The organism is Paenibacillus sp. IHBB 10380 (assembly GCF_000949425.1).
Taxonomy (GTDB): domain Bacteria; phylum Bacillota; class Bacilli; order Paenibacillales; family Paenibacillaceae; genus Paenibacillus_AQ.
The window spans coordinates 4,061,401-4,075,279 of sequence record NZ_CP010976.1 but is presented as its reverse complement, the minus strand read 5'-3'; the positions used below and the strand labels follow the sequence as shown (position 1 = coordinate 4,075,279).

Below are 13,879 nucleotides of genomic sequence, written 5' to 3'. Positions count from 1 at the left end.
TCACCTTCTGAAGCGTTTTGAAAAAACGCGGCATCGTAAGCATAAGCTGTGGTGCTGAATCGTCGACTTTTTGAACACGCATTTATAGACATCTAGGAGGTAGAAGATGTTAAATATAGGGGAAAAAATTGTCATTGTCGCGGACGCCTTTGAGCAGAATCTTCCTATAGGAGATTATGGTTATTTAATCGCTTATGATCGCAACCCGGATAATGGTTTTGATTATATTATTCGTATGCCCAAGGTCAATCGCAATTTCTTTGTACCTAGTGGTGATGTAGAGCTGGAAGAGCGGCTTATGGAGCAAGAGGCGGAACGGACAACACAGGAAGCGCTAATTGATTATGCATTAGCGACATATAACGAGAAGCTATTTCATCATGTGATGAACGGCGATCTGGAGTCTGTCGAGGAGAGCGAGATGATCTCGACGGAAGCATTAACACAGGCAGAGTTTATCAAACAAGTTAATCTTCGCGCCTGGATATAGAAGAGTCGGCTTATGCCGACTCTTCTTTTATATTAGAAAGTATAAGGATCTAATTTATAATCAGTGCTTGTATAAAATTCGAAATTTATACTGATGGTAGCTTCGATACTGGAATTGTCGTGGAGAAGCGTAGCGTTCGCCTAAAAGCTTTCCTTTGGAAAGCTACTTCGGAAGCATACGCTTTGCCCCTGAATTTTCACCGCAAAGAGCGGTAGATTCAAAAAAATTTGGGGGCAACAGCGATCGGAAGGACAATCCATCCGCGTAGCGGTCATCTATCAACGCGATCCATTTGGGAAGGCGAAATCGTTTATCCTTATATTTCGTAGACACGGATACCGTCCTTGAATAAAGACGGTAAGTCGTAGCTACTTGGCTGAATATGTTAACCGGTCGTCATTGAATTGTCGGAGATTCTACCCTATAATTATAAACATTATCCTAAAGGCGTAATAAGTTAATTCTGTATTGGCTCAACACGAAAAGCAGTGCTTGCAGAAAATAATGGATTGTGCAGAGTTGGAGCAAAGAGGACGGAATTGTTCTGTAGAAGCGATAGCGTTCGCCTTTGCCATCGGATTTCTACCGCTATAGACACTATACAATCAAGAAATCTGAGGGCAACAGCGATCGTAAGAATAATCCGTCATCGTAGCGGTCTTCCTGCATCGCTGTTTTTCAAGTACTAGCTTTAGTGCTAGTCCTGTACTACTTGAGAAAAATTAGGGAGGAATGAATGATATGAATATAACAACCCAAGATGTTCAGCATGTGGCCAAGCTTGCCAGACTCAATTTGAGTTCTGAAGAAGAGTTGGTATTTACAGAGCAGATGAATGCGATTCTTCAATATGCAGAAAAGCTGGATGGACTGAATACAGAGGGTATTGAACCAACAACCCATGTTCTTCATCTTAGCAACGTTATGCGTGAAGATGAGGTGCGTGATAGTCTGCCTCTTGATAAGGTATTTGCGAATGCACCAGAGGAAGAAGAAGGCCAATTTAAAGTTCCAGCAGTATTGGAATAGTTGTCTCATTATAGAGAGGAGGAATAAGTTGTGAGCTTGTTTGATTATAAATTGTCTGAAATACATAACAAGATGCATTCGAAAGAATTGTCTCCTACCGATTTGGTGGATCAGGCATTCAAGACGATTAGCGAACGGGATAGCCAAGTAGGGGCATACCTTACGCTGGATGAAGAAGGGGCTAGGACAACTGCGCGGAAGCTCGATGATCAATTAGCATCAGGTGGGGATCGTGGACTTTTGTTCGGTTTACCTGTGGGTATTAAAGACAACATCGTAACCGAGGGCATCCGTACAACCTGTGCAAGTCAATTTCTAAGTAATTTTAATCCGGTATATGACGCTACTGTTACGAGTAAGCTTCGTAATGCAGATGCTGTAGTTATCGGTAAATTGAACATGGATGAATTTGCTATGGGTGGATCTAACGAGAATTCTAGCTTCCATCCGGTTCACAATCCTTGGAATTTAGAATATGTACCTGGTGGATCAAGTGGGGGATCAGCTGCTTCCGTAGCAGCAGGTGAAGCTTATTTCACCCTTGGCTCTGATACAGGGGGGTCCATTCGTCAACCTGCATCTTATTGTGGCGTTGTAGGATTGAAGCCAACTTATGGTTTAGTATCACGTTTTGGCCTAGTTGCATTTGCTTCATCACTAGATCAAATAGGACCGATTACAAAGAATGTCGAGGACTCTGCATATGTCCTTCAAGCTATTGCGGGTTATGACCAAATGGATTCTACATCGGCTAATGTTCAGATTCCTGATTATCTAAATGCCTTGACTGGAGATGTCAAAGGTCTACGTATTGCCGTTCCTAAGGAATACCTAGGCGAAGGCGTCGATACGGTTGTCAAAGAGAAGGTACTGGCGGCATTGAAAGTCCTGGAAGGTCTTGGGGCAGTGTGGGAAGAAGTATCATTACCACATACAGAATATGCTGTAGCTACTTATTATTTACTTGCATCCTCTGAAGCATCATCGAATTTGGCACGATTTGATGGCGTTCGCTATGGTGTTCGTTCGGATAATCCCGCTAATCTCCTTGATCTTTATCATGAGTCACGGAGTCAAGGATTCGGACCAGAGGTTAAACGTCGGATTATGCTAGGTACTTATGCACTTAGTTCGGGATATTATGATGCTTATTATTTAAAAGCGCAAAAAGTCCGTACATTGATTAAACGTGATTTTGATCAAGTATTTGAGAAATATGATGTTATTATTGGACCTACAGCTCCAACAACTGCATTCAAATTGGGAGCACAGGTAGATGATCCACTTACGATGTATCTTAACGATATCCTTACCATTCCGGTTAGCCTTGCAGGTGTTCCTGCGATCAGCATTCCGTGTGGATTTGCCGATGGATTGCCTATAGGTTTACAGATTATTGGTAAAGCTTTTGACGAATCCACCGTGCTGCGGGTAGCTCATGCGTTCGAACAGAACACGGAATATCATACACAGCGACCAGAGCTGTCATAATTCAAGAGACAAGGAGGGGGAATAATCATGTCTACATCCAAGTATGAAACGGTAATTGGACTGGAAGTTCACGTCGAATTACATACAGCGTCCAAAATTTTCTGTGGCTGCTCCACATCTTTCGGAGCACCGCCTAACTCTCACACTTGCCCAATATGTCTAGGTCATCCAGGCGTATTGCCTGTTCTTAATCGTCAAGCGGTAGACTATGCTATGAAAGCAGCGATGGCACTTAACTGTACCATTGGGGATCGAAGTAAATTTGACCGCAAAAACTACTTTTACCCCGATTCTCCTAAGGCTTATCAAATTTCACAATTCGATCAACCGATCGGAGAACATGGTTGGATCGACATTGAAGTGAACGGAGAGACTAAACGGATTGGAATAACTCGTCTCCATTTGGAAGAAGATGCAGGTAAGCTCACTCATATCGATGGGGGGTATGCATCATTGGTGGACTTTAACCGTGTAGGTACACCTCTTGTTGAGATCGTCTCGGAGCCGGATATTTCTTCACCGGAGGAGGCTCGTGCCTACCTTGAGAAGATACGGGCTATTATGCAATATTGCGAAGTGTCTGATGTGAAGATGGAAGAGGGTTCGCTTCGTTGTGATGCCAATATTAGTCTTCGTCCTTACGGACAAAAGGAATTTGGCACGAGGGCGGAGCTCAAGAACATGAACTCTTTCCGTGGTGTACAGAAGGGCATGGAATATGAACAATTCCGCCAAGCTGAGATTTTGGATGATGGCGGAGTGGTTGTGCAGGAAACAAGACGCTGGGATGAAACACAAGGAAAAACACTGTCTATGCGGGGTAAGGAACAAGCGCATGATTATCGTTATTTTCCAGATCCTGATCTCGTGACGTTACTCATAGACGAAGAGTGGAAAGAGCGCATTCGTGCTACTATTCCAGAGTTGCCGGATGCACGTAAAGAACGTTATACAACAGAGTATGGCTTGCCTAGCTACGATGCAGCTGTCATAACCTCGACCAAAACGTTTGCAGATTTCTTTGAAGAAAGTCTGAATTATACGAAGGATGCCAAAGCGGTATCTAATTGGATCATGGGTGATGTATTAGGATATCTGAACAGTAGCAATTTAGAACTTTCACAAGTTAGAATTACAGGACAAGGTCTAGGCGAGTTGATTGGTCTTATTGAGAAGGGGACGATCAGCAACAAAATTGCCAAAACGGTCTTTAAAGAAATGATCGAAAGCGGTAAGCTTCCAGCACAAATTGTAGAAGAGCAAGGTCTTGTACAGATTAGTGACGAGGGAGCAATTCTGACCATTGTGGAGCAAGTCGTTGTAGCGAATCCACAATCTATTGAGGATTATAATGCCGGTAAGCAGAAAGCGATCGGCTTCTTAGTAGGGCAGGTTATGAAAGAAAGTAAGGGGAAAGCTAACCCAGCTTTGGTTAATAAATTACTTGTTGATGTATTAAGTCGCTGATAGATTGCAAAGAGGGCTTGTCGAAAGCGACAAGTCCTCTTATTTTTATGGAATGAAGTCATTTGTTAAAAGGGAGAATATAATATGACTATAGAACTATCGTTGAATGATGAAGGAACAGTAAATCAAATTTGGCGTTTGCAACAGGTAGCCTATCGGCTTGAAGCAGAGAAAATTGGATTTATTGATATTCCTCCTTTACTTGATACGTATGAAACCCTTCGTGACTGTGGGGAACATTTTTATGGTGAAATGGATGATGATGGAGAACTTTTAGGAGCGATAGCTGTTCTTAGCGAGGGGGAAGGGACTTTGACTCTTACTCGTATGATGGTGAGTCCTGGACACTTTCGAAAAGGGATCGCGGGGCGTTTGATTCAGTATGTATTGAGTAAATATTCAGACATTCCTTTATTTATTGTATCTACGGGTACTCGCAATGACCCGGCATTTTCCCTATATTTGAAATATGGATTTATTCCATTTGATAAGTATGAAGTAGCACCAAATGTAGAACTGACTACATTTCATAGAAGACTAAATCAATCTTCTCTAGAATAAGGTTGTAGAGTATAACTATAGCATTTGAAGGAGAGATATAGCTTTGTATAATCCTTGGCTTATCGATAACGTACAAATTTTACTCCGGTTATTACTAGCTATGCTTCTTGGTGGATTAGTGGGATGGGAGAGAGAAAGATCTAACCATGCAGCGGGGCTACGTACTCATATTTTAGTGTGTTTGGGATCCACTTTAATTATTATGTTATCCATATATGGATTCTCTGATTTTGCTAACGAAACAAATATACGGATGGACCCGGCCCGCCTCGCATCAGCAGTTATTACGGGGATCGGATTTTTGGGTGCAGGGACGATTCTGTTTACGGGTAAATCGATTACAGGACTGACGACAGCTGCTTCCGTATGGGTTGTAGCTGCATTGGGACTTTCTGTAGGTGCAGGATTTTATTTCGCTGCCATTGTATCTACGATACTGATTTTATTCACTTTAATTATATTTAATAAGCTAGAACAGCGTTATATTAGTGTAAATAAGTTACATCTTCTCAATATGAATGCCATTTCTTCACCTGGATTACTCGATGACATCTCGGAGTTACTTTATGATGAAGGGATTACCATTCGGAAAATCATCGTCAATGATCGAAGTGATACACCTTACGGTGAGCCGCAACCCCCGAAAACTACCATCGAAATATCACTGCATGTCCTTATTAAACGTACCTTAGATCCGATTGCTCTCACTTCAAAAATACGTAAAATAGATGGAATAACCATGGTGAATTTAGAATAATAGAAACAAGATCTCCCGGGTTATCTCGGGGGTTTTTGACCATTCAGGGATCTTTTTTTACAGTGCCCAGATTATTACCAGTTACTATAGGTTTGTAATAGGGTAATATTTAATTGATTTAACTGTAAGTTAGAGATGAAGGTGGGATTCAAGATGGACTATACACAACTACGATCCTCCACAAGTTTTGAACATAAACAACAGAAGAAGAAACAAATCAGGCCATACCGATTGCGGAAACGTAAATTTACGGCTGGACTATTAGCGGCACTACTTCCTGGCATGGGACACATCTATCTCGGCTTGTTCAAAAGAGGTGAGTTATTTATATTAGCGCTACTTCTAGACTGTTCAGCAATTTTATATTTCTCTTCTACGGGTATGCAGATCAATGTACCTCTTTTAATATTGTTAGCCCTGATGATTCCAGTCACTTATTTCTATAACGTATTTGATGCGTTACAGGCAGCGGATTATATTATTTCTCGTCGTAGAACGGAGCGGGATGATGTCGGAGAGACTATACGACAACGACCTAATCCTTTTTTGGCTGAAAAGGGCTTATCTTTTGGTGTGTTATTAGTTTTCGGTGGATTGTTATTATTTTTCTTGTATCAGAAACCGGTTTGGTTAGCGATGTATATAGAGATGTATGGTGAGATTACAGTCGCGGTTGTGTTGATTGCTTTAGGAATAGTTTACTTGGTCCGTGAAATGGTACAGAGTATAAAGCGTTAAATACGTCTAACAGCGGGAGGAGGCATGGAGGAAATGAACAGTAAGCGTAAAATTCAGGTTGGACGATATACGGCAACGTTGCTGTTAATTGTAACCGGTATATTACTCTTGACGGATAAAATCCGGGGAACTGACTATACGCTACTGCTCTTGACATGGTGGCCACTTCTGGTTGTAATGTGGGGAATTGAGTCTATTCTTCTATACCTATTTGCTAGAGATCATGAACGAGCTTCTGGTTCTAAGTTTCGTCTTGATATTCGGGGACTATCCCTCTCCATAATTCTTACAGCTAGTGTATTTGTTGTAACTCATCAAGAACATTATCTTCATTTATGGAATAAGGTCAGTCTCAATTTAACAGCTGCGGCAGTGGATTACAGTGAACAGAAGGGCGCTCACTTTTTCAAAGACAGAGAAATAATTCCTGTTTCCTTTAATAGCCAAGATATTGTGATCGACAACATTAACGGAAACATTTGGTTACATCGGGAGCCGGTAGATGATGTGCAAGTTGATACAGAAGTGTGGGTTGACCAAATTACCGGTCCTGAGGCTAAGGAAATATTTAAGGAGTCTATAGTACAGATTTCAGAAGGAAAAACGATTAAAGTAGAGACCTTAGGAAAGCCTTACGGACAATCGGGTAAGCGCCAACCGCGCATGGATTTAAATATCACACTCCCTGAGAATAGAAGATTTAATTTTCAAATTCGCACCATGAATGGCGATATTACACTACGGAATGTTGAGGCAATTAAGAATATTTCATTGGAGACAGCCAATGGCAAGATCGGTATTAGGGATGTCCTTGGTGATGTGAAGGGTTCAACCTCGAATGGTGCTATTCAAGTTAATAATCTTAATGGTTCTGCTGATTTAATGACTTCTCAGGGAAATATGGAAGCGATGGATATTACCCGTTCACTTCGTTTATCCACCCAAGTGGGTAATCTATCTGTAGTGAGAGCATTAGGTGAGACTGATATTTCAACTAAAAATGGGAACATTGATGTTAAAGAAGTTAGAAGGAGTCTGAAGGCAGAGTCTCTGAATGGCAGAGTGAAGACGTCTTCTAGTGAAATTGGAGGCGATTGGAACATTTATAGCGCAGTCGGTGAAATGAAACTTTATCTTCCTTATTCTGGAGATTATGAAATTATGGGATCTATAAGCTATGGGGAGATTAAAACAACTATGCCTACATTAATATTGGATAACAAGACGATTACAGGGATTATTGGCACGGGGGAGCACTCCATTAGCATTGAAGGTAATAGTGACTTAGTTGTGAACAAATACTGAAAATGGTAAAAAACCAAACAACTACTCCCACCAATGAGAGAGGTTTCGTTGACAATTATCAGATAATAACATTAATATAATAATAATGATACTAAAGATCCTATAGTAAGGCTTTCACTATATATTTCGAAATGATCTAAATAAGGTGGTGGGTTAGATGGCAACGCGTGTCCAACATGCATTGGAACAATTAAAAACTTCCGGAGTCCGGATCACACCCCAACGTCATGCCATTTTGGACTATCTGATGGAATCGATGAGCCATCCAACAGCGGATGAAATATACCGTGCTTTAGAGCCTAAGTTCCCAAGCATGAGTGTAGCGACGGTTTACAATAATCTCAAAATGTTTATGGAATCTGGAATGGTTCGTGAATTGACATATGGGGATGACTCTAGTCGATTTGATGCAAATGTAACAGATCACTATCATGTCATTTGTGAGAAGTGTGGTAAAATTGAAGATTTCATGTACCCTTCATTAGAGTCGGTGGAGCATGAGGCTGAATTAGCTACAGGGTTTAAGATTAAAGGTTTGCGGATGGAACTTTATGGGGTCTGCCAAGTTTGTAAGTAACTTTAATGGTGTGTTTATGAGGAACGTGCGGACTCCTAAGGAAGGATTCCTCGCGTTTTTTTGTTATAAGAAGATGATTACAATTGATGACACACGGAGGATTATAAGATTGAGAAGAACAACACAAGGGCGTCGAAGGACGGGGAAACGCAGTTTCAGTCTATTGTTAGTTGTATGTTTGCTTGCTGTATCAGCCTATTACATCGTAATGCAACAGTTACCTAATTCACAGCATGTTGAGCCTGATTGGAAAGGGCTTAACAAGCCTATTTTTGTAAAAGGGGAGTTGTTAGAGTATTCTGCCGTAGGCACTGGCGATAATTTAATGTTGCCGTTACCTGTGCTACAAGAGGTGGTTGACCCTAATATTCGTTATGAATTGGAGTCGAAATCTATCATTCTGACCACGCCAGCGAAGTTAATGCATTTGAAGACTGATAAGAAGACAGCTGAAGTCAATAATCAATCTATCCAGCTTAGGTTTGCGCCAGAAGAAACGGAGGGGGTGTTATATTTGCCTCTCCAGCCTCTAAAAGAACTGTATGGCATTAAAATTCATGAAGATGCTAATACGGGCGCGGTTTTACTGATGCGAGCAGGGGAGACTATCCCTATGGGCAAGGTAGATGCTGGCAAGCCTGACAAGACGATAGCAATACGTCAAGATCATTCAATCCATTCTCCGATTCTAACTGATGTGTCTAATGATACGGAGCTTCGGGTATGGAAAACCAATGATGAAGACTGGGATTTTGTACAACTTGATAATGGGTATGCAGGTTACATGGAGAAGAAACATATCGTAATGGGTAAGAATAAGGTAATTGAGGTTCCAGCTCAGAAAACTACAAGAGCAGAACGTAGCTGGAAAGGGAAGCCTGTTAATTTGGTATGGGAGGCTGTATATCAGCGGAAACCTGACCCGAATTCAATAGGGAAATTACCTGGAGTGAATGTGGTTAGCCCTACATGGTTTAGTATGATTGATGGGGAAGGGAATGTTCGTAGCCAGGCCGATTCTTCTTATGTGAAATGGGCTCATGGTCAGAAGATGGAAGTATGGGGACTACTTAGTAATAGCTTTGAACCCGATTTGACATCCGAAGCCATGTCTAAATTTAAGAGTAGAATTAATATTATTAATCAGATGCTAAAGTATGCAGAACTGTATGACTTAGATGGCATTAATCTTGATTTCGAGAATGTATATACGAAAGATGGGGATAACATATCCCAATTTGTACGTGAAATTAAACCTTTAGCAGAAGCTCGGGGGTTAATTATTTCTGTAGATGTTACCCCTAAATCGAAGAGTGAAATGTGGTCACTTTTTCTAGATCGAGAAGCTCTTGGATCGGTTGCTGATTACTTAATCGTAATGGCATATGATGAGCACTGGGCAGCTAGTCCCAAAGCGGGTTCAGTAGCTTCACTTCCGTGGGTAGAGGCAGCATTACAAAAAATAATAACAGAAGATCATGTTCCACCAGAGAAATTGATTCTAGGGATACCGCTCTATACACGGATTTGGTCTGAGGAAATGGTAGATGGAAAAACAAAGGTTAGCTCCAAATCTGTGGGAATGGACAGTATTGCAGAAATTATCCGCACAAAGAAGTTAACACCAAGCTATCTGGAAAGTCCCCAACAAAACTATGTTGAATACACGGAAGAGGGTATACTCAAGAAAATATGGATAGAAGATGAAGTATCATTACAGGCCAGAGTAGATTTAGTGAAATCATTGAATCTTGGAGGGATTGCTTCTTGGAACAGAAGTTTTTCTAACAAACAGGTGTGGGAAGTACTGAAGGGTGTAGCTCCTTAATGTATTCGGAAATCATAATATGATTCAATAATTTAGGTCAATAAAAAACGGGCGTCCTTAAATTTAAGGATGCCCGTTTTTTTAATATTAGAAAGTATAAACTTTCAATCCTTTTCGTAGGTGAACGAATACTGGCCTTTTGAAATCGCGAAGCAATTTAATTATCTATATCACGCTGAAATATGAATTAAGTGTGATGATCGATCTGTTGATTCAATCATTGGATAATCCTCTGAGTTTTAGGTCACTTATTTGGAAAGCGACTCGTTCGGTGCTTTAGTCGCATTAGGATCAGATACATTTTCTTGAGCACGCTGATCTAGCAGTAAATCGGCTGAAATATTAGCTTTATCTGGATCGAGTGTCAGCATCGTTCTACAGAACATGCAACGATCCGTACGACCTAGAATCTTTGTGAGTTTGTCGCATTCGGGGCATTGGATTTGAACTGCGCTAGTAGATAACATACCAGCCCAGAAGTAGATCGCTAAGCTTCCAACCATAGCTATAAGTCCGATTACAAGGCCGATGCCTGCAAACACTTTGCCGGTATGTCCCCAGAATACAATACCTCCCGTTCCTAGAACCATAAGGCCCATCCCAATCATAGTTAAAAGTAATCCCCATAAGCGAAAAGCATTGATTTTAGCAGATTTAAATATCATGATATGATCCCCTATCATTAGAATAGTTGAGATTATTAAAGAAGGAACTTGTATATATGTGTAGAAGTAATTAAGTATAACTGAATTGGCCTATTTACGCCAAGAGAAGTATGGAGGGGATTGGGAACTGTGGAGCAACCCGATTTGTTTTTTAAAAGGGAAATATTTGATGAAAGTACTATAGGGAGTATTGCGTATCATGAAATCCGATACCGTGATCATGGAGCATTACTCTATGACTTTGAATATCAAATATTAGTCGTGCATGAACCGAGAGCTAGATATTCAAAGGTTGAACATACGATTATTCAAGACAGCCGCTGCGAAATTCTTCATACTAACTTAGTAGAACTTCGGAAGTGGTTAATTGCTGGAGACAAAGAAGATGTGGTGAAATACCTCTTAGAGGGTGATATTCTCTTGGATAATGAAGGTGATCTGTTGAAGCTTCGTCTTGAATTCCAGAGTTTTGAACAACAGCTTCGTGACCAGATGATGTTCTTAGAGTTTTCGCGGTTCTTATGGTTGTATGTAGAAGCTAAGCGTTATATGGAAGAGCATCGTATTATGGATGCTTATCACAGTGTCATGGAGTCACTGCATCACTGGGCTAGGATTGAACTTATTGAACGTGGTATTCTTCCACGCTCTTATGTGTGGGAGCAGGTAAGGGGATTGAATTCTGCTGTTCATAAATTATATGAAGAATTAACGGTAAGCAAGGAAACTGTTGAGCAAAGAATTGAGCTAGTTCTGTTAGGATGCGAGTTCTCCGTCATGTCCAAGATGGCGCAGTGTTCTGTACTACTACTACGTATATTGAGTGGTCGAATACAAGCGTGGAGTATTGAAGATTTAATACACCATCCTGAGCTAATGTCCGTGAGTACAGAGTTGCCGCTCGTTTTGCGTAAATTAGTGTACCACTCTTTTGTCAAAGAGGTTATTGTGCGGAATAGTAATATACGAGGGAATCAGAACATTCTGTATCAAGCAAAGATAGAATGAAGGTGTTAAGGATGTATGAAGTAAGGAACATTGGTGGTAATCCCCTTAATTATTGCCAATGTTTATAATTTAAAAAATAATTTGACTCCGTTATATATTCTGTGATAAATTATAACTCGCCCCATTAAACGAGATATGATGATTTTGAGATCATAACAGCAAATCAAGAAAAATTTTATTGAAAAATAACTCTTGACGAAATAATGGATGGCATGATATGATATAGAAGTTGTCGCCGAGAATGACTGGTGATGACGAAAGAGAAATTGATCTTTGAAAACTGAACAACGAGTGAGTAAAGATTTCATGAAAGTGAAGTCAAAACAAATGAGAAATCATTTGGTAGAGAATGCAAATTCTCGCCAGTTTGTTTCAAAATGAGCATATCGCTCTTTTCAATTCTATTGGAGAGTTTGATCCTGGCTCAGGACGAACGCTGGCGGCGTGCCTAATACATGCAAGTCGAGCGGAGTTGATGGAGTGCTTGCACTCCTAATACTCAGCGGCGGACGGGTGAGTAACACGTAGGTAACCTGCCTGTGAGACTGGGATAACTACCGGAAACGGTAGCTAATACCGGATAATACATTTTCTCTCCTGAGAGAATGTTGAAAGGCGGAGCAATCTGTCACTTACAGATGGACCTGCGGCGCATTAGCTTGTTGGTGAGGTAACGGCTCACCAAGGCGACGATGCGTAGCCGACCTGAGAGGGTGAACGGCCACACTGGGACTGAGACACGGCCCAGACTCCTACGGGAGGCAGCAGTAGGGAATCTTCCGCAATGGACGAAAGTCTGACGGAGCAACGCCGCGTGAGTGATGAAGGTTTTCGGATCGTAAAGCTCTGTTGCCAGGGAAGAAGATTCAGGAGAGTAACTGCTCTTGGAGTGACGGTACCTGAGAAGAAAGCCCCGGCTAACTACGTGCCAGCAGCCGCGGTAATACGTAGGGGGCAAGCGTTGTCCGGAATTATTGGGCGTAAAGCGCGCGCAGGCGGTCATTTAAGTCTGGTGTTTAATCCCGGGGCTCAACCCCGGGTCGCACTGGAAACTGGGTGACTTGAGTACAGAAGAGGAGAGTGGAATTCCACGTGTAGCGGTGAAATGCGTAGATATGTGGAGGAACACCAGTGGCGAAGGCGACTCTCTGGGCTGTAACTGACGCTGAGGCGCGAAAGCGTGGGGAGCAAACAGGATTAGATACCCTGGTAGTCCACGCCGTAAACGATGAGTGCTAGGTGTTAGGGGTTTCGATACCCTTGGTGCCGAAGTTAACACATTAAGCACTCCGCCTGGGGAGTACGGTCGCAAGACTGAAACTCAAAGGAATTGACGGGGACCCGCACAAGCAGTGGAGTATGTGGTTTAATTCGAAGCAACGCGAAGAACCTTACCAGGTCTTGACATCCCTCTGAATCCACTAGAGATAGTGGCGGCCTTCGGGACAGAGGAGACAGGTGGTGCATGGTTGTCGTCAGCTCGTGTCGTGAGATGTTGGGTTAAGTCCCGCAACGAGCGCAACCCTTATGCTTAGTTGCCAGCACATTATGGTGGGCACTCTAAACAGACTGCCGGTGACAAACCGGAGGAAGGTGGGGATGACGTCAAATCATCATGCCCCTTATGACCTGGGCTACACACGTACTACAATGGCCGGTACAACGGGCTGCGAAATCGCGAGATGGAGCCAATCCCACCAAAGCCGGTCTCAGTTCGGATTGCAGGCTGCAACCCGCCTGCATGAAGTCGGAATTGCTAGTAATCGCGGATCAGCATGCCGCGGTGAATACGTTCCCGGGTCTTGTACACACCGCCCGTCACACCACGAGAGTTTACAACACCCGAAGTCGGTGGGGTAACCCGCAAGGGAGCCAGCCGCCGAAGGTGGGGTAGATGATTGGGGTGAAGTCGTAACAAGGTAGCCGTATCGGAAGGTGCGGCTGGATCACCTCCTTTCTATGG

12 protein-coding genes and 1 rRNA gene are annotated in these 13,879 nt (G+C 42.2%); 12 read left to right on the top strand and 1 reads right to left on the bottom strand.

The window, feature by feature from the left end:
- Positions 1–106 precede the first annotated feature (106 nt).
- The 10 genes from UB51_RS18495 (at position 107) to UB51_RS18450 (ending at position 10,243) form a co-directional block, all read left to right on the top strand.
- The gene (locus UB51_RS18495) at positions 107–490 is read left to right on the top strand and encodes a hypothetical protein (RefSeq protein ID WP_044878555.1); all 384 of its coding nucleotides are present in this window, start codon (positions 107–109) and stop codon (positions 488–490) included.
- Between the two features lie 741 nt (positions 491–1,231).
- Positions 1,232–1,519 (top strand): Asp-tRNA(Asn)/Glu-tRNA(Gln) amidotransferase subunit GatC, encoded by a 288-nt coding sequence (gatC, locus tag UB51_RS18490; RefSeq protein WP_044878554.1) that lies wholly within the window; start codon positions 1,232–1,234, stop codon positions 1,517–1,519.
- A 30-nt stretch (positions 1,520–1,549) separates the two neighbouring features.
- Positions 1,550–3,010: an Asp-tRNA(Asn)/Glu-tRNA(Gln) amidotransferase subunit GatA gene (gene gatA, locus UB51_RS18485; RefSeq protein WP_044878553.1), complete on the top strand. Its 1,461-nt coding sequence runs from the start codon at positions 1,550–1,552 to the stop codon at positions 3,008–3,010.
- Positions 3,011–3,037: 27 nt separating this feature from the next.
- A complete protein-coding gene (gene gatB / locus UB51_RS18480) occupies positions 3,038–4,477 on the top strand; it encodes an Asp-tRNA(Asn)/Glu-tRNA(Gln) amidotransferase subunit GatB (RefSeq protein ID WP_044878552.1) in 1,440 nt (479 codons plus the stop codon).
- Positions 4,478–4,561: 84 nt separating this feature from the next.
- Complete coding sequence (locus UB51_RS18475) at positions 4,562–5,038, top strand: GNAT family N-acetyltransferase (RefSeq protein ID WP_044878551.1); 477 nt, start codon at positions 4,562–4,564, stop codon at positions 5,036–5,038.
- A 43-nt stretch (positions 5,039–5,081) separates the two neighbouring features.
- Positions 5,082–5,795: an MgtC/SapB family protein gene (locus UB51_RS18470; protein WP_044878550.1), complete on the top strand. Its 714-nt coding sequence runs from the start codon at positions 5,082–5,084 to the stop codon at positions 5,793–5,795.
- A 153-nt stretch (positions 5,796–5,948) separates the two neighbouring features.
- Entirely contained in the window at positions 5,949–6,533 is a 585-nt protein-coding gene (locus UB51_RS18465) for a hypothetical protein (protein ID WP_044878549.1), read from the top strand.
- 33 nt (positions 6,534–6,566) lie between these two features.
- Positions 6,567–7,838 carry a DUF4097 family beta strand repeat-containing protein gene (locus tag UB51_RS18460; protein WP_044878548.1) on the top strand — a complete coding sequence of 424 codons (1,272 nt, stop codon included), beginning with the start codon at positions 6,567–6,569 and terminating at the stop codon, positions 7,836–7,838.
- Positions 7,839–7,995: 157 nt separating this feature from the next.
- On the top strand, positions 7,996–8,415 hold the full coding sequence (gene perR / locus UB51_RS18455) for a peroxide-responsive transcriptional repressor PerR (protein ID WP_044878547.1): 420 nt from the start codon (positions 7,996–7,998) through the stop codon (positions 8,413–8,415).
- A gap of 109 nt (positions 8,416–8,524) precedes the next feature.
- A complete protein-coding gene (locus UB51_RS18450; RefSeq protein WP_324607721.1) occupies positions 8,525–10,243 on the top strand; it encodes a glycosyl hydrolase family 18 protein in 1,719 nt (572 codons plus the stop codon).
- Between the two features lie 248 nt (positions 10,244–10,491).
- Here the strand turns inward: UB51_RS18450 and UB51_RS18445 are convergent, their stop codons facing one another.
- A complete protein-coding gene (locus UB51_RS18445) occupies positions 10,492–10,908 on the bottom strand; it encodes a YgzB family protein (RefSeq protein ID WP_044878546.1) in 417 nt (138 codons plus the stop codon).
- Positions 10,909–11,037: 129 nt separating this feature from the next.
- On the opposite strand from UB51_RS18445, the gene UB51_RS18440 reads away from it, so the two are divergent.
- Together UB51_RS18440 and UB51_RS18435 are read left to right on the top strand one after the other, a co-directional pair.
- Positions 11,038–11,916, top strand: a complete 879-nt coding sequence (locus UB51_RS18440) for a nucleotidyltransferase-like protein (protein ID WP_044878545.1) — start codon at positions 11,038–11,040, stop codon at positions 11,914–11,916.
- 401 nt (positions 11,917–12,317) lie between these two features.
- A 16S ribosomal RNA gene (locus tag UB51_RS18435) occupies positions 12,318–13,873 on the top strand.
- The last annotated feature ends 6 nt before the right edge of the window (positions 13,874–13,879 follow it).